The sequence below is a fragment of the Nocardiopsis oceanisediminis genome (assembly GCF_048595525.1).
In the GTDB taxonomy this organism is placed as follows: Bacteria; Actinomycetota; Actinomycetes; order Streptosporangiales; family Streptosporangiaceae; genus Nocardiopsis_A; species Nocardiopsis_A oceanisediminis.
Genome location: NZ_JAFMZJ010000001.1, coordinates 926,023 through 946,774 on the forward strand (window position 1 = coordinate 926,023; position 20,752 = coordinate 946,774).

Annotated in this window: 16 protein-coding genes; 8 read left to right on the forward strand and 8 right to left on the reverse strand. The window is 74.3% G+C overall.

Annotated features, from left to right (window positions below):
- Nucleotides 1–234: 234 nt before the first annotated feature.
- The 6 genes from J0910_RS04335 to J0910_RS04360 form a co-directional block, all read right to left on the reverse strand.
- Entirely contained in the window at nt 235–2,385 is a 2,151-nt protein-coding gene (locus J0910_RS04335; protein WP_420157216.1) for a hypothetical protein, read from the reverse strand.
- A 173-nt stretch (nt 2,386–2,558) separates the two neighbouring features.
- The gene (locus J0910_RS04340; RefSeq protein WP_420157217.1) at nt 2,559–2,690 is read right to left on the reverse strand and encodes a hypothetical protein; all 132 of its coding nucleotides are present in this window, start codon (nt 2,688–2,690) and stop codon (nt 2,559–2,561) included.
- Between the two features lie 192 nt (nt 2,691–2,882).
- The gene (locus J0910_RS04345; protein WP_420157218.1) at nt 2,883–6,086 is read right to left on the reverse strand and encodes an AfsR/SARP family transcriptional regulator; all 3,204 of its coding nucleotides are present in this window, start codon (nt 6,084–6,086) and stop codon (nt 2,883–2,885) included.
- Nucleotides 6,087–6,704: 618 nt separating this feature from the next.
- Nucleotides 6,705–6,893: a hypothetical protein gene (locus tag J0910_RS04350; RefSeq protein ID WP_420157219.1), complete on the reverse strand. Its 189-nt coding sequence runs from the start codon at nt 6,891–6,893 to the stop codon at nt 6,705–6,707.
- Nucleotides 6,894–7,181: 288 nt separating this feature from the next.
- Complete coding sequence (locus J0910_RS04355) at nt 7,182–7,697, reverse strand: TrmH family RNA methyltransferase (RefSeq protein ID WP_420157220.1); 516 nt, start codon at nt 7,695–7,697, stop codon at nt 7,182–7,184.
- Nucleotides 7,698–7,867: 170 nt separating this feature from the next.
- Nucleotides 7,868–8,473 (reverse strand): hypothetical protein, encoded by a 606-nt coding sequence (locus tag J0910_RS04360; RefSeq protein ID WP_420157221.1) that lies wholly within the window; start codon nt 8,471–8,473, stop codon nt 7,868–7,870.
- A 207-nt stretch (nt 8,474–8,680) separates the two neighbouring features.
- Between J0910_RS04360 and J0910_RS04365 the strand changes: the two genes are divergently transcribed.
- Nucleotides 8,681–9,955, forward strand: coding sequence for a M20 family metallo-hydrolase (locus tag J0910_RS04365; protein ID WP_420157222.1), 1,275 nt, complete (start codon nt 8,681–8,683; stop codon nt 9,953–9,955).
- A 232-nt stretch (nt 9,956–10,187) separates the two neighbouring features.
- On the opposite strand, the gene J0910_RS04370 is transcribed toward J0910_RS04365, so the two are convergent.
- Nucleotides 10,188–11,156, reverse strand: a complete 969-nt coding sequence (locus J0910_RS04370) for a sporulation protein (protein ID WP_420157223.1) — start codon at nt 11,154–11,156, stop codon at nt 10,188–10,190.
- A gap of 203 nt (nt 11,157–11,359) precedes the next feature.
- Between J0910_RS04370 and J0910_RS04375 the strand changes: the two genes are divergently transcribed.
- Both J0910_RS04375 and J0910_RS04380 read left to right on the forward strand, forming a co-directional pair.
- Nucleotides 11,360–12,586 (forward strand): MFS transporter, encoded by a 1,227-nt coding sequence (locus tag J0910_RS04375; RefSeq protein ID WP_420157224.1) that lies wholly within the window; start codon nt 11,360–11,362, stop codon nt 12,584–12,586.
- A gap of 72 nt (nt 12,587–12,658) precedes the next feature.
- Nucleotides 12,659–13,246: a TetR/AcrR family transcriptional regulator gene (locus tag J0910_RS04380; protein ID WP_420157225.1), complete on the forward strand. Its 588-nt coding sequence runs from the start codon at nt 12,659–12,661 to the stop codon at nt 13,244–13,246.
- Nucleotides 13,247–13,677: 431 nt separating this feature from the next.
- On the opposite strand, the gene J0910_RS04385 is transcribed toward J0910_RS04380, so the two are convergent.
- Nucleotides 13,678–13,929 carry a PLDc N-terminal domain-containing protein gene (locus tag J0910_RS04385; RefSeq protein ID WP_420157226.1) on the reverse strand — a complete coding sequence of 84 codons (252 nt, stop codon included), beginning with the start codon at nt 13,927–13,929 and terminating at the stop codon, nt 13,678–13,680.
- Nucleotides 13,930–14,391: 462 nt separating this feature from the next.
- Here J0910_RS04385 and J0910_RS04390 point away from each other — a divergent pair, with 462 nt between their 5' ends.
- The 5 genes from J0910_RS04390 to J0910_RS04410 all read left to right on the forward strand — a co-directional run bounded on the left by J0910_RS04390 (nt 14,392) and on the right by J0910_RS04410 (nt 20,626).
- Nucleotides 14,392–15,456 carry a ferric reductase-like transmembrane domain-containing protein gene (locus J0910_RS04390; protein ID WP_420157227.1) on the forward strand — a complete coding sequence of 355 codons (1,065 nt, stop codon included), beginning with the start codon at nt 14,392–14,394 and terminating at the stop codon, nt 15,454–15,456.
- Nucleotides 15,457–15,623: 167 nt separating this feature from the next.
- The gene (locus J0910_RS04395; protein ID WP_420157228.1) at nt 15,624–17,633 is read left to right on the forward strand and encodes a serine hydrolase domain-containing protein; all 2,010 of its coding nucleotides are present in this window, start codon (nt 15,624–15,626) and stop codon (nt 17,631–17,633) included.
- Between the two features lie 252 nt (nt 17,634–17,885).
- On the forward strand, nt 17,886–19,133 hold the full coding sequence (locus J0910_RS04400; RefSeq protein WP_420157229.1) for a sensor histidine kinase: 1,248 nt from the start codon (nt 17,886–17,888) through the stop codon (nt 19,131–19,133).
- A complete protein-coding gene (locus tag J0910_RS04405) occupies nt 19,130–19,786 on the forward strand; it encodes a response regulator (RefSeq protein WP_420157230.1) in 657 nt (218 codons plus the stop codon). Before J0910_RS04400 ends, J0910_RS04405 begins: the two co-directional genes overlap by 4 nt.
- Before the next feature lie 123 nt (nt 19,787–19,909).
- Nucleotides 19,910–20,626: a hypothetical protein gene (locus J0910_RS04410; RefSeq protein WP_420157231.1), complete on the forward strand. Its 717-nt coding sequence runs from the start codon at nt 19,910–19,912 to the stop codon at nt 20,624–20,626.
- Nucleotides 20,627–20,752: the final 126 nt, after the last annotated feature.

Below are 20,752 nucleotides of genomic sequence, written 5' to 3' on the forward strand. Positions count from 1 at the left end.
CGCCGCCCCTGAACGCCGCCCGCCCGGGTCGCTCCCCTTCCCGGGCGGGCGGCCGGACCTCGCCCACCGGGCGGAAGAGCACCCGGGAACGCCGCACCTCCCCCGCCTCTCCGAGGCCGGGGAGCGTTCCGGGCAGGCCACCGCCCCGAAGACGCGGAGCAGCCGAAACGGAGACCGGACGGCTCCCGGGAGCGCCCGGCATGGACGCCTCCGGGAGCCACCGGCGTGCAGGGATCACTCGTCGGGAGCGGGAGGCAGCGCGGACATCCGCTCGCGCACGGAGGCGATCGTCTCCTCGGCGCCCATTTCATACAGGGCCTCCACGGCGGCGGAGTAGTGCTCCACCGCCCGCTCGGTGTCGCCGGCCCGGGCGGCGAGATCGCCGAGCGCCTCCAGGGCCTCGGCCCGGGCGGTCTCGGAGCCGCGTTCGGACGCCTCCGCCAGCGCCTCGTCCAAGGCCGCACGGGCCTCCGGGAGGTCGTCCTCGTCCGTCGCGGCGCGGGCCAGCGCGATCCGGGCGCGCAGCGCGTGGTCGATGTTCTCGCCGGCCTCCAGCAGGCCGTGTGCCCGCCGGAGTAGCGGCACGGCCTCGGCCTCCCCGCCGAGCCGGTTGAGCGCGCGCCCCATGGCCAGCAGGGTGACCCCCAGGTCGTTCCGGACCTCCGCTCTCTCCTGCAGCGCACGGGCGGCCCGGAGGTGGCCGAGGGCCTCCTCGGGGCGCTCCGCTCCGAGCGCGAGCAGGCCCCGGCGCTGCCGGACCTGGGCCACCTTCTCCGGCTCCTCCAGCTCCTCCCATAAGGCCGCGCTCCGGGTGAGCGCCTCCTGCGCCTTTTCTTCGAGACCCAGGAAGCCGAGAGTGAGGCCCTGCTTGCTCAGCAGCCGGGCGCGGAGGCGCTTGTCCGTCGCGACGCGCAGCGCGGCGTCCCCCGCCCGCAACCAGCCGGAGGCGTCGCGTCGGCGAAGGTAGAGGGGCCAGAAGCCTTCGGCGATGGCGGTCGCGCAGGAGGCGAGCCCGGCCCCGGCGGCGTATTCGCCGATGGCGATGAGGTTCTCCCGCTCCCTGTCCAGCCAGAGGAGGGCCTCCTGTGAATCGGCGAACCGGCCCTGTCCGCCCCGGTTGGCGCGGACATAGGGGCGCAGCGCGCGATCCGCCGCGCGCGCGTCCCGGGCGAACTCCTCGGCTAGGTGCCGCAGTGCGTCCGTCCGGCTCTCGGCCTCCTGCTCCGCTGCCTTGCCCTGGGCGTGCAGGGCGAGCAGGTCGTGGAAGCGGTACCGGCCGCCGCGCAGGTCGGTGAGCATGCTCGCGGAGGCCAGGGAGCGCAGCAGCCGGGCGCATTCGCGCTCGTCCCCGCCGACGAGAGCGCGGGCCACGGAGACCGTGACGTCCGGGCCGACGTGCCGCCCCAGCCTGCGGTAGGCGCGGGCGGCATCGGGGGGCAGGGCGTCGTATGAGAAGTCGAAGGCGGCCTGGACCGATTCTTCCTCGGCATCGCTCAGTACGGACAGCCGGTCACGGAGGCGGGACAGCTCCGTTTCCGCGTCGGCGAGTGTGAGCCCTTCGGCGGTGTGCACGCCCACCGCGTTCACCGCGATCGGCAGCCCGCCGCAGAGTTCGGCCACTCGGGAGGCGGACGCCTCGTCGGTCTCGGCATCGGCGTCGGCGGCCCGGGTCAGGTCCAGAAGGAGCTTCGTCGCGTCGGTGTTGTCGAGGGGATCGACCCGCAGCAGGCGGCCCCCGTCGAGGGTGAGGCCGGCGAGCCGGTCCCGCGCGGTCGCCACGACGACGTGCGCTCCCTCCCCGGGCAGCAGGCTGCGGACCTGGGCCGCGGAGACGGCGTTGTCCAGCAGAATTCCGAAGCTCTTTCCGGCGCTGATCGACCGCCACCAAGAGGCCCGCGCGGGCAGCCCCGGCGGGATCGCCGCGGGAGGAACGCCCAGGGAGCGGAGGAACACCTCCAGTACGTCACTCGGCCCGGCGGTCTTGTCGGGGGAGAATCCGCGCAGGTCGTAGAAGAGGTTTCCGTCTCGGCCCGCTCCGCCGTTCCCGGTCTGGAGTTCGTAGAGGAAACGCGAGGCCAGGCCGCTCTTTCCCACCCCACCCATTCCGTACAGGCAGATCAGCGCGGTGCGCCCGCCGGCCTGGGAGATGATCTCCCGCATCGCGTCCAGGATGGGGCCGCGGTTGACGAAATGGGGGGTGACCGGCGGTACCTGGCGCACCATCTGCGGAATGGTGCCGGAGTTCTGGATGAGCTGGGTGCTCTGCACGTCCCCGTGCACGGCACCGACCTGGATGACGGTGCCGAAGCGGTCGCCGCTGACCCTGTTCGAGGTGGATGTGCCCTGGTCCGGTGGGTTGCCCTGCGGTTCTTCCGGACGGTGCATGTCTCACCCCGTATGTCTTTTTAAAGCCACCTTGTAGGCACGCTCGATTCTCTCCCATGGTCACAGAACGGAGCCAGGCGGGGGAGTGACAAGGGTGATATGCGGAGGTAGGGATGGGAGCGGAGAGGGCCGCGCCGAGAAGCGCGGCCCATGTCGACGGCTTGGCCGTCCCCTCAGAGGGGGAGGAGTTCGATGATCTCCCCGGCGATCGTTGTCGCCGGTCCGATCAGCGCCTCCGCAGACCATTTGCCGATCCAGTCGAGCGCGGTTGCGGCAAATGTGGCCAAGTGGGCCGCTCCGGTCATTGTCGTGACCTTCCGATTGGTCGTAGTTATGGCTGAAAAATCCCTACTGAAGCATGAAGGTGTGTCGAATTGCGGCCTTTCCGAAGGGCTCTTCGCGGCAAGCGAAAAAAGGGGTGGAGGTGGGGTCGGCGTACAAGAAGGCCGACAGGGCCGCCTTGGCGGTGGCAAAAGGAAGGCTACACCATAGGGGGCCTAGAAGGAGGCTTTCGGGAGGGTGTCCAGAGTTAACCGGATATACCCGGCTTCGGGTATAGAGAGTTCGGTGAAGATGCGCTCCGCGAGCTCAAAGCGGTCCTTGGCTCCCCGGACGGCTCCCTGCGCTGCGAGGAGGTAGCCGAGCGCGGTCAAAGCCCGCCCCTGCTCCAGGCGCAATCCCGCCTGGCGGGCTTCTTCCAGGGCCTGCGTGAAGTATTCGCGGGCGACCTGCGGGCGGCCGTGGGCCAGTTCGACTTCCCCCTGCCCGAGATGGATCTCGACGCTGATCCCTGGGCTGCCGTATGTGGTGCAGTCTTCTCGTGCGAGTCGGAAGTACTCCTGCGCTATGTCTATATTGCCGAGTTTGAGGTGTGATTGTGCCGAATTGCTGAGGATGGCAACTTCGGACCAGCGATCGCGAAGTTCGCGAACTATGCCCAGAGCTCTGCTGTAATGCCGGAGGGCCTGCTCGTCATCCAGGCGGTAGGAGGCTATTTCTCCCAGGTTCGCGATGATGACCGCTCTGGTGCGCTGGTCGCCGGACTCCTGCGCCTTCAGGAGCGCCTCCTCGCAGAGGGAGGTGGCCTCGCGGTGGTATCCGAGCCGGTAGAAGGCGCCCGCGAGGTTCATCTGGGTGTCGGCGAGGGCCACCGGGTCGGACAGCCGCTCCTGCAAGCGCAGGGCGTCGCTGTGGGCCGAGATCGCCGCGTGGAAGTCGCCGTCCCGGAAGTGGCAGGCGCCCCTCCGGTCCAGGCTGAGGGCGATGCCCGGCCTGTGCCCCGCGCGCTCGAACTCCTCCTGGGCCTCTTCGTGCAGGCGGGCCGCGGTGCGGTAGTCGCCTCCGACGAAGGCGATCAGTCCGAGCTGGTGCCGGGTCCAGGCCAGGCCCGTCCCTTCGCCCCGCTCCTGCCACAGGTCCAGTGCCTCGCGGGCGCACCTCTCCGCGTTGCCGCGGTCGCCCATGCGCAGGTAGGCGCGGGAGAGCTGGTAGGTCGCGTGCGCCTCGGCCCCGGTGTCGCCCCTGCCGCGCCAGATGCCCAGGGCCCTGCTGTGCAGCGGGACCGCGGTCTCCCACGGGCCGTGGGAGAAGAGGTGCTCGGCGACGGTGTCGGCGAGGAGCGCCGCCTCCCGGTCGTGGTCGGTCCGGGCCGAGTGGTGGACCACGTCGAGGACGGCCGGCAGCCGGCGGTTGAGCAGCTCCATCGCCGACGCCTTGTCCCGGGGCGGCGGCGGCAGGAACGGGGCGACCGGGGCGGCCGTGCGGTCGAAGCGGTCCAGCCGGAGCCGGTCGGGGTAGAGCAGCCGGTCGGCCTCGGTGCAGACGGACAGGTAGGCGTCGAGCATCCGGGAGCGGACCGCGTGCTGCTCGGCGGGCGGCAGCCCGGTGCGGGCCCTGCGGTACGCGTGGTTCATCACCAGGCTGTGCAGCCGGTAGCCGCCGGAGCCGGGGTCGGTGTCGATCAGCGACGCGTCCTCCAGCTCCTCCAGCGCGTCCTCGGTCTCCACCGGCTCCAGGCCGACCATCGCGGCCGCGACGTCGCGGTCGATCACCGGCGACGGGTGCAGCCCCAGGCGGAGCAGCGCGCTCTGTGCGGAACCGCCGAGGCTGCGCAGCGACACATCGAAGACGCTGGAGAGCCGGCGGCTGCCCGCGCGGAACTCGCCGACCCGGTCGCCGGCCGCGCGCAGCCGGTCGATGAGCCGGTTCCCGGCCAGGTCGGCGCGGGTGTCCAGCCGGGTCGCGATGAGCCGCATCGCCAGCGGCAGCTGGCCGCACAGCTCCACGATCCGGGCGGCCGTCTCGGCCCCCTCGGACGTCTGCTCCCGCGCGGCCATCCTGGTGAACACGGCGACGGCGTCGCCCGGCGCGGGCACCTGCAGGCGGACGTGCCGGGCGCCGTCGATGTCGGGCAGGCTGTTCCTCCCGGTGACGAGCACCGCGCAGCCGGCCCCGGCCGGCAGCAGGGGGAGGACCTGCTCGGCGCCGGCGGCGTCGTCCAGGACGATCAGCATCCGGCGGCGGGCAGTGTAGTCCCGCCACACCGCCACCCGCCGGTTGAGCGAGGCGCCCTCGGCCTCCGGCAGGCCGACCCCGACCAGCTGGAGCAGCTCGCCCAGGGCGCCGAACGGGGTCAGCGGGTCCCGGTGCTCGTGGTGGCCGCGCAGCTCCAGCATCAGCCTGCCGTCGGGGAACTCCCCGGCGAGGCGGTGCGCGGCGTGCACCGCGAGGCTGGTCTTGCCCACCCCCGGCATGCCGCTGAGCACGCAGACCCGGGCGGCGGTGGGGACCGCGGAGGAGGTCAGCAGGCCCAGGATGCGCTCGGTCTCCGCGGTGCGGTCGGAGAAGTCGGCGAGGTCGCGCGGGAGGTTGGTGGCCACGGCGCCGGGGTCCCGGAGCGGGGGCCCGGCCTCCGCGGGCCGCGGGCCGGCCGGCGGGGGAGCGGAGCCGGCACCGGCCGGCTCCGGGCGGCTGCGCAGGATCTCCTGGTGCGCGCGGACCAGCCGGGGGTGCGGGTCGGAGCCGGTGCTCTCGGCCAGGCGCTCGCGCACCAGGTGGAAGTGGTCGAGGGCGTCGGCGGTCCGCCCGGCCTGGTGCAGCGCGCGCATCAGCAGCTCGGCGAGGGACTCGTTGAGCGGGTAGGCGGACGACGCCTCGCCCAGCCGCTCGGCGGCCTGCTCGGCGAGGCCGGCCCGGAGCGCGTGCTGGGCCCAGGAGAGCAGGACCGACTGGTGCACGCCGCGCATGGACAGCCGGACCGACTCGATCCAGCGCCCGGTCAGCCCGGGAAGCGGTTCGCCCCGCCACAGGGCGAGGGCCTCCTCCAGGAGCCGGAGCCCCGCGTCCCGGTCGCCGCGCCCCAGCGTCGCCGATCCCCGGGTGCGCAGCTCCTGGAAGCGCGCCCAGTCCACGTCCTCCGAGGCCAGGCCCAGGACGTACCCGCCGACGGCCTGCCGGATCCGGGACCGCGGGACCCCCGCCCCGGCGAGCCGGCGGCGCAGCCGGGTGACGTAGGTGTGCAGGGTCGGGCGCCAGTTCCCGCCCACCGCGCCGTCCCACAGCCGGTCCGCGAGCACCTCGGGGGCGACGGGCCGGCCCGTGTTCAGGGCCAGCGAGACGAGGAGAAGCATCTCCTTGCCGGAAACGTCCACGCCCGCCCCGTCCACCGTCACGTCGAGCGAACCCAGCACGGAGATCTGCACGCCGCCGCCTCCCAACCGGCTCGGGAAGGAAGGGCTATTTTGACATTCCGCCAACTGCTCTAATGGCGTCCGGAAACAGAATTCCGGTGTTATCGGGCGGCCTGAGCTGTGCTTTCTCTGAGAAAAACGGCTAAACCACTACCGGGGAGATCGACCGGAACAGGACGTGCGGGCCGGGTGCATATGGGCGGTGCACATGCACCTGAGGATGCAAGGCCGCTATGGCGCGGACATTTGCAGGTGCACGGACCAGGGAATCCGTTCCGACCTGCGGGGACAGGGGCGGGGGCGGTGGGGGTCCGGCGGGCGCCCGTGTGCGGCGCGTGTGCGGCTCCGCTGCTCCGGGGGCGGGGGTCCGGAAAGGAGGGCGCCGTTATTGAAATGAAACGCGTCGCCCGCCGCCCGTTCGGGGGCGGCCGGTTCCAGTGGGCCGCGATATCTGCAGAGAACCCGCCGGGCCCCCGCTCCCGCCGCCGGGACCCGGTGCGCCCTCCCGGGCATGGAAAAGGCCGCCGTCCGGCCCCGAGGAGGGGCCGGGCGACGGCTCCGTGGGACGTCCGGTACCAGGGCTCGGCCTGGTACCGGCCGGTCAGTTCACGGAATCAGGCACCGGGAGATCTAGTCGTCGATCTCGACGGAGCAGTAGGTGAGCACGTCCAGGTTGACGGCGACCAGGCCAAGCGCGGTCTGGTCCTTCACACAGGCGGTGAAGTCATCGTGCCCGCCGGCGAAGGCGGTGCCGCCGCCCAGGCCGATCAGACCGGCCGCGATTACAGCGGGCAGGGCGAACTTGGCTGCGGTACGCATGGTTCTCCCCTTACGGGTATGGGTCCTGTGAGCGGGTCGGCCTCCCCACAGCTGTAGTAACCGATACGAACCTTACGGAAACGTTCAGTAGTTAAATGCTCGCTGATCTCTGTTTAGATCCAGCACCAAGAGTCACAGCCGCACCGCCTTCCGGGGCCTGCCGCGGGTGCCGGTGAGCATGGCGGAACTCCTGCGGCGCAGGGGATCCCGCGATCCGGGCCGGGCGCTATGGGGCGGTATGGGGTGGATGGGCCGGCTCGGGCGAGTGCCGGGCCGGGGCGCCCCGGATCAGAGCAGCCCGGCGAGGCGGTACAGGACCAGCGAGCCGGCCACCGCGACGTTGAGGCTGTGCCCGGTGCCGACCATGGGGATCTCCACGGCCGCATCGGCCAGCTCCAGCGCCTCCGGCGGAATGCCGCTCTGCTCGTGGCCGAGCAGGGCGACCGCGGGGGTGCGCGCGGGCGGCAGGTCGGCCAGCCGGACCGACTCGTCGGTCAGCTCGACGGCGACGATGCGCGCGCCCCGCTCGCGCATCCGCTCCAGCCAGCGGACCTGGTCGCCGCTCCAGTGCACGCAGGACGGGCGGCGCAGGGTGTTCCCCCGGTCCAGCGCGTCGGGCACCCAGCGGAACCGGGGCACCGCCAGGCACGCGCCCACCGCGTCGCAGGTGCGCAGCAGCGTGCCCAGGTTGGCCCCGTGCATCGGCCACAGCGGCGCCGCGTACAGGTGGTCCCAGCAGGTGTGCGCCTTCCGCCGGCGCTCCCGGCGGAGCTCCTTGCGCGGCCGCGGCCGCGGGGCGCTCACGCCGAAGGGGAGGCGCCCTCCCCGGTGCGGAAACCGTTCATCGAGATCATCATCGAGGGGCGTTTCGTCGGCACGCCCGGGCCATCGACGGTGGAAACGGTGCACTGCGACGGTAGCCGCCCGGCGGGCCGGGCGCCAGCCGCCGAGGTGGGGGCGGGTGCGGGCGGCCGTCAGCGGGTGGCCGGGACGTACTCCGGGCCGCCGCTCCCGGGGACCAGGAACGCGGCCGGCCGGTCCGCCGGCGGGGCGCCGCCGCGCAGTTCCTCGCTGGGGGCGGCGTCCAGCTCGAAGCCGATCATGGCGAGCCCCGGACCGGCCTCGCCGAGTACCCCGCGGGCGACCTCCGCCAGCCAGGCGTCGAGCGGCGCGCGCCACTCCAGCGACTCGGCCCCGCTCCGCGGATCGAACGGGAACCCGCCCACCCGCGGGTCGGCCCTGCGCAGCGTGCTCAGCGAGAAGTGCAGGTCGAGCAGGAGAGGGCCGTCCTCCCCGCCGAACAGCGCGCACCCGCACGGGACCCGCGGCCCGCCGGGCAGGCGGACGGCTCCGATCAGCCGCCGGGCGTCCCGCAGCGCCCGCACCGTGCGGGGCGCCTCCCGCGGCGCGCCGTCCGAGCCGTAGGGCTCGGCGTAGCACCCCTCGACCGGGGCGGACGCCCAGAGGGCGGTCAGCAGCCGCTGCAGCCGCTCCTCGCCGACGGGCCCCTCGGGTTCCAGATAGAGCCGGTAGAAACCGCCGGTCCAGGAGGCTTCGGCGATGATCGGGGGGACGCTCACCGGGCCAGTCTCGCCGACGCGCGGCCCGGTCCGCCAGGGGAGGGCGGTGTGCGTGTGCACATGCGCGCCCGGGAACGGTGTGCGAATGCCGATTGCGGTCCCGGCGCCGCTGCGGAGAGGCTGGCAGGGGCCGCCGCGCCCGTGCCGGCCGTCCCCCGGAACGGCGCCCCGGCCTCCCGCCGGCAGACCCTTCCGAGGAGGACACCCATGGACACCCCGCAGCGCGCCGAGGCGGACGCCGCGTTCCTCGCCGACTTCGCGGCGATGAGCTCGTTCGGGGCCACGCCCGACGGCGGCGTCGACCGGCAGGCCGCGACCGGGCCCGACATCGCGCAGCGGCGGTGGTTCGCCGGCCTGCTGGAATCGCGCGGCCTGCGGGTGGTCTACGACCGGATCGGCAACCAGTTCGGGCTGGTGGAGCCCGTCCCCGGCGCCCCCTGCGTGGTGGTGGGCTCGCACATGGACTCGCAGCCCACCGCGGGCCGCTACGACGGCGCCTACGGGGTGCTGGCCGGCGCGCACGCGGTGTTCCGCATCGCCGAGGAGTGGCGGCGCGGGGAGGCCGAACCCCGGTTCAACCTCGCCGTGGTCAACTGGTTCAACGAGGAGGGCTCCCGGTTCGCCCCGTCGATGATGGGCAGCTCGGTCTACACCGGGAAGATGCCGCTGGAGGCCGCGCTGGCCGTCCGCGACCGGGACGGGGTCTCCGTCGCCGAGGCGCTCGCCCCCACCGGCTTCCTCGGCGAGGGCGACGGGCCCGAGGCCGCGTTCTGCGCCGAGATCCACATCGAGCAGGGCCGGCTGCTGGAGAAGGCGGGCACCCGGATCGGCCTGGTCACGGCGGGCTGGGCGGCCCGCAAGTACGAGATCACCGTGCACGGCGACCAGGCGCACTCCGGAGCGACCGTGATGGAGGACCGGCGCGACGCCCTCTACGGCGCGGCCCTGCTGGTCGCCTACGCGCGCGAGCTGGCCGACCGGTTCCCCGGCGCGCTGCACACCGCCGTCGGGCAGCTGGACGTCTACCCGAACTCGCCGGTCGTCGTCGCCTCCCGGGCCCGGCTCCTGCTCGACCTGCGCTCCGCCGACGAGGAGGTGCTCGCCGCCGCGGACGAGCTGATCAACGAGCGCTTCGCGGAGATCGAGCGGACCGCCGGCGTCTCCATCGAGCGGACCCTCTCGCACGCCTGGGACATCGACCCCTACCAGCCGGAGGGCGTGGAGCTGGCCCGGCGGACCGCGGCCCGCCTCGGGCTGCCCGCCGACGAGATCATGACCGTCGCCGGGCACGACTCGACCAACATGAAGGGCATCGTGCCGACCGTGATGCTCTTCGTGCCCTCGGTGGAGGGCGTCTCGCACAACGTGGGCGAGTACACCGCCGACGAGGACCTGCTCGCCGGCCTGGAGGTGCTCACCGGCGTGGTCCGCGACCTGGCCGGCGGCGCGCTGGCCGGCGGGGCCCCGGCGTCGGACGGCTGAGTGACCGTTGGGCGTGCGGCCGGTCGCCCGGAGTGTCCGACCGCGGGCCGGGCGGGAGCGGAGTTCCCAGGCCGCCGTCTTGCCGACCCCTGGGGTCCGCGCGGCCGCAGCACGGGCAGGGGGTCGGCCGGGGCGTTCGCGGTGGCGGGGGAGCGGGGCGCGGGCGGCATGCCGCCACCCGGCCCCGCCCCCGGTCGACCGGTTTACCGGAAGGAACCGCCGGAGCGGGTGGCTACTCCTCTTCCTCCTCCTCCGGCTCCTCCTCTTCGAAGACCTCGTCGATGACCTCGGCGGCGACGTAGCCGGCGGCCAGGCCGCCGGCCATGCCCAGGGCGGCGCCGCCGACCGCGCCCATCATGCCGCCGCCGTGGTCGTCCCCGTGGTCCCCGTGGTGGCCGTAGTGCCGGTGGCCGCCGAACAGGGAGCGGTGCCGGTCCAGCGCCTGGCCGATCCAGTCGGCGACCAGCGCGGTCCAGTCGGTGCCGTGCGCCTGGGCGTGCTCCACCCGGAACAGGCCGTAGGCGTCGCCGCCCCCACCGAACACGCCGCCGCGCCGGTCGAACTCGATCACCACGTCCATGCCGTGCTCGTCGGCGACGAAGGACAGCTCGATCTCGTTCACCTCGTGCGCGTACTCCGGCGAGGCGTAGTACTCGATCTCCTGGAACAGCGGGAACTCCTGGCGGGTGCCGCCCAGGTGCCCGTGCTCGACGTCGGTGTGCTTGAGGCCGAACCCGAGCCGGGCCAGTGCCTCCAGCACGCCGTCCTGGACCGGCAGCGGGTGCACGTGCACCCGGTCCAGGTCGCCCTTGTCCGGGGCGCCGTCGATCACCACCTCGGTGCGCAGCCCCAGCACGGCGCCGGGCAGCGGTGCGCCGCCGGCCTCGGTCAGCGGCGCCTGCCACGGCACCGGGTAGCGGAACGGCAGCGAGCGGCGCTCGCCGGCCTCCAGCCGGAGCGGGCCGGAGACCGGGATCCGGGCGAACTCGACGCCGGCCGCCGCTTCACCGTCCCCGACCTCCACCTCGGCCCGGGTGGCCAGCGCCACGGCGATCTCGCCGATCCGGGCGTCGACGTCGCCGCCGTGCAGCTCGACGTGCCCTTCGAGCACCCCGCCCGGCTGGACGTGCGGGTTGGCCAGCACGGTGTCGATGCTGGGGCCGCCCACACCGAAGGCGGCGAGGAAGCGTTTGAAGACCATTGCGTCCTTCCGAAGAGATCCTGGGCGCACCGCGGGCCCCGGATGCGGAAACCCCTGCGCCACAGGCGGAACGGTGCCCCGCGGAGCGGAGTTCCCGACCCGCTTTTCCGGTCGGGGCGGCCCCCGGAACGCTCCCGACCGCAACCGCGGGCCGGGGCCGCCGCTTGACCTTGACGCCGGTGTCAAGCCCCTACGGTCCCGGCATGTTCACTCGACAGAGCGGTGCCGCGGGCACCGGATGGCCGGTGTGCCTGCTGCTGGCCACCTTCGTCATCGGCACGGACGACTTCGTCATCGCGGGCGTGCTCCCGGAGATCGCCGCGGAGCAGGGCATCAGCGAAGCGGCGGCCGGGCAGCTGGTCACCGTCTTCTCGATCACCTACGCGCTGGCCGCGCCGGTGATCGCGGTGGCCACCGCGCGCTGGCCGCGCAAGGCCCTGGTGGCCGGCGGGCTCACCGTGTTCGCGCTGGTCAACCTGGTCACCGCGGTGGCTCCCGGCTACCCGGCGCTGATCGCGCTGCGGGTGCTGGCCGCGCTGGTGGCCGCCTCGATCACCCCGGCGGTCTTCGGCATGGCCGGGCGGCTGGCCGCACCCGGCCGGGTCGGATGGGCCATGGGCGTGGTCTCCGCGGGCCTGACCGTCTCGCTGTTCCTGGGCGTCCCGATCGGCTCCCTGCTGGGCACCTGGTTCGGGTGGCGCTCGACCTTCGTCGCGGTGGCGCTGCTGGCGGTGCTCGTGGCGGCCGCGAGTGCCGCGCTGCTGCCGAGCCTGCCCGGGGCCCCGCAGACCGGGGTGCGCCGCCGGCTGCGGACCCTGACCCGGCCCGCGCTGCTGACCTGCGTGCTCGGCACCGCGATGGGCGCCTCGGGCGGGCTGCTGACCTACACCTACATCGGCCCGATCAGCCACGACCTGAGCGGCCGGGGCGGATGGATGCTCGCGGTGTTCATCGGGGTGGTCGGCGCGGCCGGCGCGGTGGGCACCTTCGCCGGCGGGCGGCTGACCGACCGGTGGGGCGCCGACCGGGCGCTGCTGAGCGCCTTCGCCCTGCTGGCCGCGGCCATCGCCGCCCTGGCCGGGATCGGGCTGGCCGGGCAGGGGGCGGCGCCGGTCTGGCTGGTCGCCGCGGCGCTGGCGGTGTACGGGTTCGCCGGCTGGGGGTTCAGCCCGCCGATGAACACCCGGGCGCTCCTGCTGGCCGGCGACGCCGGCACCGAGGCGGTGGCGCTGAACACCAGCGCCCTCTACGTCGGGGTCTCGGTGGCCGGAGCGGTGGGCGGCGGCGCGGTCGCGCTGTACGGGGGCACCGGTGCGGCGGTGGCCGCGGCGGCGATCGCCGCGGTGACGCTGGGGGTGATGGCGGCGTCGGTGCGGCGGTTCCCCTCCGCGCCCGCCCGGACCGCCGCGGAGGAGGCCGCCGCGGGGTAGCGGAGGCCGGAACCGGGCGGTCCCCCGGCGACCGCCCGGCCGCCGGGGCCCGGCTCCTCGTAGAGTGAGCGCATGCCCTCCGAGGACCGCACGGCGAAGGCGGCCATTCGCGACGCAGCGATCGAGCTGTTCGGGACCTATGGCCCGGACGCGGTCTCGCTGCGCGCGGTCGCGGCCGCGGCCGGCGTTTCGCAGCCGCTGATCATCAAGCACTTCGGTTCGCGGCACGGGTTGAAGGAGGCGGCCGACGAGCACGTCCTGGCGCTCGCCCGGGAGGCGCTGGAGCCGCTGCTCACCGGAGGGGAGATGGCCGATCGGGGCATCGCCGGCGCGCTCGCCTCGACTCCGGTCACCCGCTATCTGGCCTACCTGCTCATCGGGGACGGGCCGCACGCGGACGAGGCCTTCGCCTCGCTGCAGCGGTTCAGCGCGGTGCTGGTCGAGCGGATGGCCGCGGCGGGCATGGTCGCCTCCGGCGTCGACCGCGAGCGGCTGGCCACCGTCATGCTGGTGCACGACCTGTCGGTGGCGCTGCTCCGCGAGCGCATCATCCGGAGCCTGGGCGAGGACCCGCTCAGCGATACCGGCCTGCGGCAGTGGCGCGACCTCGTCGGCCGGCTCTACAACGGCACCGTCCTGGGCCCGGCCCCGATGGGCTGAGGGCGGAGCCCGGTCCGCGGGGCCCTCTCCCCCTGCTCTCTCCCGGCCCTTTCCGCGCCGCCCGGGCTCTTCCCCGGCGGCGGTCGGCCCGCACCCGGACCCCCTCGGGATTCGCCGGAAATTCCGGCCGGTGCCGGTGGCACGGGGGGTGAGCGCTTCTCATGGGCGTCCCCGGAGGCCTCCGGGCGGTGCTCTGCGCGATTCGCGGTCATCGATCGATTACCATGGTGATCGATTATTCACCGTTGCCGATGCGGTGGCCGGCCCGTGCCCCTGGCCCGGTGCGCCCGCCCCGCTCGACCCAGGAAGCACGTGCTCACCCCCGCGCTCTCCGCCCCGGGCCCGCCGTCGCCGCGGGCGACCGGAACCCCGTCGGCGCGGGACGGGCGCCGGCGGGGTTCCGGCCGCCCGCGGCTCCGGAGCCGCCGGCCTCACCGCGGCGCGGTGGCGGCCGCGTTCCTCCTGCCGATCAGGAACCAGCACAGCGCCCCCAGGAACGGCGCGCAGAAGATGAACAGCGCCCACACCAGCTTCATCCCGATCTCCAGTTCGGAGGCCAGGCTGCTGATGAAGGCGGCGACGATGAAGGCGGCGTAGGCCAGCAGGAAGAGGCCGACCAGGATCAGTGCGGCCACACCCCAGAACTGGCCGTCGGCGAACAGGGCGGCGCTGTGGGCGAGCATGGTACGGAGTCCGATCAGTAGGTGTTTCAGCGTCGGCTCAACGCTAGGAATCCGGATCCCCTCCGCGCGTCACTCCGTGGAGCCATCCTCGCCTTGCGACGGAAGTCGGTGTTCGGGGCGCCCCGGCGTCCGATCGTCGGTGACGCCGGACACGGCGGTGACCTGGCCGGACCGGACCGAGGCGGGGCGGCGGCCGCTCCGCGCACCGCCCGGCGGAGCCGGACGGAAAGGTCGGTCCGGCGGACTCCGGCCGGGGAGGGGCGCTCCGGGGGGCGGTCCGCTGTCTCCGGGGCGGTGCGGCTCCGCCCGACCGGACCGGTACGCCCGCCGCCCCGCGCCCTCCGTGCGCGGCGCCGGAACCGGTACGGGATACCAGGTCAGAAGGGGTGAGGGGGCTCAGGTGGCGGGGTGTGCGGGGGGTTAGCCTGAGGGCCCCTCCGCGACACGACGGGAACCCCGCTCATGCCCGCACATCCCCCCGGACGGGAGGCCCGGCCCCGGCCGGAGCGCGCCCGTATGGACACCCGGACCCTCCGCGCGGACCTGAGGGCCCTGCTGCTCGACGCCTCGATCGCCCTGGTGCTGACCGCCGGCGTCTACGCCCTGCTGCACCACCGGATCGAGGCGGGGTCCTCGCAGACCCTCATGGTGATGCCCTTCCTCGACGACGCCCACCGGTACCGGTTCTACTGGGCCTGCCAGGCGTTCGGCTGGACCGGGCTGCTCTGGGCCTGGATCAGCGTGCTGCTCGGGCTGCTCCGCGCCACCGCCCCCGGGCGGTGGACCGTGCTCTCGCACGCCGGCATCGAGCGCTGGCACCGGGTCAGCGGCATCACCACCGTCGGCCTGATGCTCGGCCACATGCTGGCGTTCTTCTTCGAGCTCCTCCGCGAGAACGCGGAGACCGGTGAGGGCGGCGCGCTCACCGCCTTCGCCGACGTGTTCGTCCCCGGCTGGTACGGCTCCGGCACCGGCCAGGTCGCGATCCTGCTCGGCCTGATCGCCTTCTACCTGGCGGTCCCGCTCGGCTTCTCGTTCTACGTCCGCAGGTGGACCGGGACGCGGATGTGGCGGGTGCTGCACCGCTTCGTCATCGCGGTCTACGCGCTCAGCGTCTGGCACACCCTGCTCTACGGCACCAACGTGTGGTTCGACGGCTGGTTCCGCACCGCGGTGTGGCTGCTCCAGCTGCCGGTCGCCCTGCTCCTGCTGGCCCGGCTGCTGGCCCCGCTGCGCCCGGCGGAGCGCCTCGCCGCCGCCGACCTGCGCGGCCCCGGGCGGTGGCGCGCCCTGGCCCGGCTGGCCGGCCGCGCCGCGGCCGCCCTCGCCGTCCCGGTCCTGCTGCTGGTGGCGGCGACCGGCCGCGACGGCGGCCGCACCCCCGGCGAGGAGGCCGGCGACATGCTGGTCACCCGGCCGATGGTCTGGGCCGGGCTGGCCGTGCTGCTGACCGTCCTCGCCGCGGTCGCCATCGCGGTCCGCCGGGACGCCCGCCCGGCCGAACCGGAGCCGTCCCCGGGGCGCTGACCAGGGAAGGGGAGACGGCCTCCGCCGAAGGTCGCAAACCCGGTGGGCACCTGAACCGGATGTGCCGGAGGGGGCCGCTCCGGGACCGTGGAGACCGACGGGGCCGGACGGTGCGGACGCCGCCGATCCGGCCGCCCTTGGTGCGACCCACGGAGCAGGAGTGACTCGTGAACCCGACCGAGACCATCGGAACGTCCCCGCCGCCGGGCCCGGCCCGGCGGCGCCGGCTCCGGACGCCCTTGGCCGCGGCGGCCGCCTTCGCGGCCGTCGCCGTCCTGGCCGCCGGTTGCGCCGGGGGCGCAGCCGATCCGGTCCGCAACCCTCCTCCCACCCTCGCCGAGACGGCCGGGCTCACCGCGCAGGACGTCGATGCCTGGCTCGACGGCCTGGTTCCGGACGCGCTGGCGCGCACCGGCGTCCCGGGCGCCGCGGTCAGCGTCGTCCATGACGGCGAGATCCTCACCGCGCGCGGGTTCGGTCTTGCGGACACCGGGGCGGACGGAGGTGACCCGGTCCCGGTCGACGCCGATGAGACGCTCTTCCGACCGGGATCGGTCTCCAAGGTGGTCACCGCAACGGCGGTGATGCGGCTCGTCCAGGACGGCGAAGTGGACCTGGACACCGACATCGCGGAGTACCTGGACTTCGAGCCGCCCTCCTCCTTCGAGGAACCGGTCACCATCCGCCACCTGCTGAGCCACACCGCCGGCTACGAAGAGCGGTACGGCGGCGGTATCAGCGGGGAGGGGAAAGTGCCCGACCTGGGCGAATATGTGAAGAACGACGCCCCGGAGCAGGTGTACGAGCCCGGCACGATGCCCGCCTACTCCAACTACGGCATCACGCTCGCCGGCTACATCGTCGAGCGGGTCGGCGGCGTCCCCTTCGAGGAGTACCTCGAGCAGAATGTGTTCGAGCCGCTGGGAATGGACTCCTCCACCTTCGCCCAGCCCGTTCCCGGGGAGCTGGAGGGGCGCCTGGCGAAGGGGTACATGACCGACACCGAGCCGTCCAGGCCTTTCGAGGTCGTCGCGGACGCCCCCGCGGGTTCGATGAGCACGTCGGCGACCGACATGGCCCGCTTCATGCTCGGCCACCTGGGCGAGGCCGGCGACCGGTCCCCGCTGAGCACCGAGACGCTCCGGCTCATGCACGCACCGGCCCTCGGGGAGGAGGAGCTGGGAGGCCTGGCCGCGGGACCGCGTATGGCACTGGGCCTCTTCGAGCAGGACCGCAACGGCCGCAGGATCGTCGGTCACGGAGGGGACACCGCCCTTTTCCACGCCCACATGCAGCTCTACCCGGACGAGGGGACCGGGGTGTTCGTGGCGCTCAACGGCACGGGCGAAGGCGACGACGTGCGCCAGTCCATCCTGGACGGGTTCACCGACCGCTACTTCCCGGACGAGGGCAAGGACGGAACCGGGGTGCAGCCGACCGCCGCCGAACACGCGGCCATGGCCGAGGGCACCTACGAGGTGTCGCGGATGCCCTGGAGCACCTTCATGACCATCACGGGCCCGCTCATGGGGCAGACCCGGGTCACCGCGCAGGAGGACGGCACGCTGCTGTTCGCCCCGTGGCCCTACACCGGGCGCCCCACGCTCTTCGAGGAGGTCGAGCCCTGGGTGTGGCGCGAGGTCGACGGCCGGACCCGGGTGGCGATGCGAGTAGAGGGCGGACGCGTGGAGGCGATCAACCTCGACGCGGCCATCACGTTGCAGGCCGTCGACGGTATGCGCGACGCGGACACGGCCCGGCCGGTGCTCCTCGCATCCGCCGCGGTGCTGCTCACCGTGCTCGCGTCGGTGCCCGCCGGAGCGCTGCTGCGCCGTCTCACCGGTCGGCCGCGCCGGGACCCCGCCGGACGTACGGCCCGGGTCCTGACCAGGATGGGCGCGGCCTGCGCGCTGGCGTCGCTCGCGGGCTGGGGGATCGTCTTTACGCGGATCATGGAATTCCAGGCGGTGGGGCAGGGCACGCTGTACATGCTCCTGCTGGGCCAGCTGCTCGGTGCCGCCGCCATCGCGCCCGCAGCCGTGGTGCTGTTCGAGGCCGTCCGGCGCCGTGCCGGATGGAAGCGCTGCCTGGGCGCCGTGCTCGTCCTGTCGGCCCTGATCGGGGTGGCCGCCTTCGCGGCCGTCTTCAACCTGTTCTCCTTCGATCTGTCGTACTGACCGCCTGTCCGCCGCGGGAGGGAGGACTCCCGCGGCGGGAACGGCATCATGTCCACCATCCGAATCAGCCGAGAGAGCAGGGTGACGATGACCGATGGAGATCCCTCCTCGCCTGCGTCCGGCCTCTCGGACCCCAGGGTGACCGCGCGTGCCGATGCGGCGCTGAACCGCCTGGGGGTGCGTTCCGCTTCCGCGCGGGACCTTCTTCTCGCGGCGGCCACGGCACTGGCGTCCGGAGCCGCGCTCTGGTCCGTGGCGGGGCTCCTGACGGTGCTGGAAGGGGACGAGCCGGTCCCGGAGGCTCCGGTCGCCTTGACCGTGCTCACCGCCCTGCTGGCCGTGCAGGCCCTGGTACTGGCCGTGCGGCGCAGGAGCCCGGTGGCGTGCCTGGCGGCCGCGGTCGCCGTCCAGGCGGGGATCTTCGCCTGTACGCCCCCGGAGCTGGACCTCCAGGGGCCCGCCACACTGGTCGCCGCCTACACCTGCGGAACCCTGCTCGAACCGCGTCGACTGCTTCGGGTCGCGGGGGTCGCTGGAGCCGCCCAGGGGATCGGAGACCTCCTCCTGGCGGGGGTCCTGCTCCCGGTACTGGAAGGCGGTTCCGCGATGCCTCCGTCGACCACCGTCACCGAGGATCTGGGCCGGATCGGCGGAGCACTGCTGCCCGCCCTGTTCATCTACGGGGGGGCCGCCGCGAGCGGGGCCTATACCGCGACCCGCCGCCGCTACACCGGGCTGGTCCGCCTCCGCGCCGCCGAGGAGGCCGAGCGGCAGCGGGAGCGGGCCGCGGGCGCGGTCATGGCCGAGCGCGCGCGGATGGCCCGCGAGCTGCACGACATCGCCGCCCACCACCTGTCCGGCATGGTCGTCCAGGCGGGCGCCGCGGAGCGGCTGATCGGCCGGGACGACGCGGCCGCCCGGGAGGCGACCGCGTGGATCCGCTCCCAGGGCCGGGAGACCCTGGACGGCCTGCGCCTGGTCGTCGGCGCGCTGCGCGACCCCGGGGAGGCGGACGGGGGCGGGCTCCCGGACTCCGGGGCGCCGGTGCCCGGCGCCGCCGCCCTCGACCGGCTGGCCGGCTCCGAGCGGGAGCTGGGGGCCGACGTCGTGCTGGTGCGCGAGGGCGACCCGTGCGACCTGCCGCCGGTCGCCGACGTCACCGTCTACCGGGTGGCCCGGGAGGCGCTCTCCAACGCCCGCGACCACGCCCCGGGCGCCCCCGTGCGGATCCTGCTCCGCTGCGGCGCGTCCCGGGCCGTGCTGCAGGTCGACAACGGGGCCGCGCCGGGCGGGGGCCGCCCCCCGGAGGAGGCCGCCCCGCGCGGGATGGGGCTGATCGGCATGGCGGAGCGGGCCCAGCTGATCGGCGCCGGACTGGAGGCCGGCCCGGCCCCCGGCGGCGGGTGGCGGGTCCGGCTGGACATCCCGCTCGACCGGGAGGGCCGGGGCGCGGTCGCGCCCGGCGGCACCGCGGACAAGGAGAGGGAGGGCTCCCGGTGATCAGGGTGCTCCTGGTGGACGACCAGACCGTCGTCCGGGCGGGCTTCCGCGTCATCCTCGGCTCGGCGGACGGCATCGAGGTGGTCGGCGAGTGCGGCGACGGGCCCACCGCGGTGGAACTGGCCGGGCGGCTGCGCCCCGACGTCATCTGCATGGACGTGCGGATGCCGGGCGGCGACGGCCTCGCCGCCACCCGCAGCATCCTCGCCGGCGGCCCGGAGGACCCGCCGGAGGTCCTCATCGTCACCACCTTCGACCTCGACGAGTACGTCTTCGGCGCGCTGGAGGCCGGGGCGGCCGGCTTCATCCTCAAGGACACCGAGCCCGACGACCTGATCGACGCGGTCCGCCGGCTCGCCGCCGGCCACGGCCTGATGGACCGGTCGGTGACCCGGCGGGTGATGGCCGAGTTCGCCCGCCGCCGGCCCGCCCCCCGCCCCGGGGCGGGGGTCCTGGAGCTGCTCACCGCCCGCGAGGCGGAGATCGTCCGGCTGCTCGCCCGGGGCATGTCCAACGCCGAGATCGGCGCGAGGCTGTTCATCGAGACCAGCACCGTCAAGTCCCACCTCGGCCGCGCCATGACCAAGATCGGCACCCGCGACCGGCTGCAGACCGTCGTCTGGGCCTACCAGAACGGCGTGGTCCGGCCCTGACCGCCCGCCCCGATCCCGGCCCCTCCGGCCGGCCCCGGGGCGGCGCCGGCGCCTGGGCCGCCCCGGGGGAGGCGCGGACGGAACCGCGGCGGAAGGGGGCCGCGGCGCGGGTAGGGTGCGGGGATGCAGCAGTGGCCCGAACAGCCCCAGTATCCGTACCCGCACCACCAGGGGCCCCAGGGGCCGCCCCCGCCGGCCGGGCTCGCCGGGACTCCGGTGATGTTCGACGTCCGCCCCTTCCAACAGGTCAGGGAGAACGTCTGGGCCGACGGCGCCGGTGACGCGGTGGTCCTCGACTTCTTCAACGTCGTGCCGGACCTGCCGGCCCCGCTGGAGGACCCCGCGAACCTGCAGGCCCGGATCAGCGCCAACACGGCGCAGGCCGGGATGGGCCTGGTCGACCTCGACGTGGTCGGCCTGGACGGGCTGCCCGCCGTCCGCCAGATGGTCAAGGGGCCGCACCCGCAGCAGGAGCGCGGCACGGTCTACCTGGGCTCCTACACGATCCCCCGGGCCGCCTGCAGCGTCACGGTGAAGGTCCAGTGCCTGGAGGGCCAGCCCACCGGGACGCGCGAGGCCGCCGTGTTCCCGCAGTTCCTCCAGCAGTACAAGGGCGGCGCCGCCTCCCCGGACGAGGCGATGGCGGCCTGGGCCCAGCACCCCTACGCCTACGGCGTCACCGGCGGCTTCCCCCGCAACCACGCCGACGACCCGGCCTGGGACCCCTACTTCCCCGACCACCCGCTCTCCCGCGCCCGCCGCCTCCTCGGCTCGCTGGCCCACTCCCTCCGCCTGGACCCCGCGTTCAAGGGCCTGCCGCCCTTCTGGCCCTACCGGTAGCGGCGGGGGGGCGCCCGGAAGCGGGGCGCGTTCCCGGCCCCCGGGAGGAACCGGCGCGGGAGGACTCCGGGGCCCGCGCGGAAAGGCGGCCCCGGGCGGGGGGATCCGGTCGGAGCGCCCCGCCCG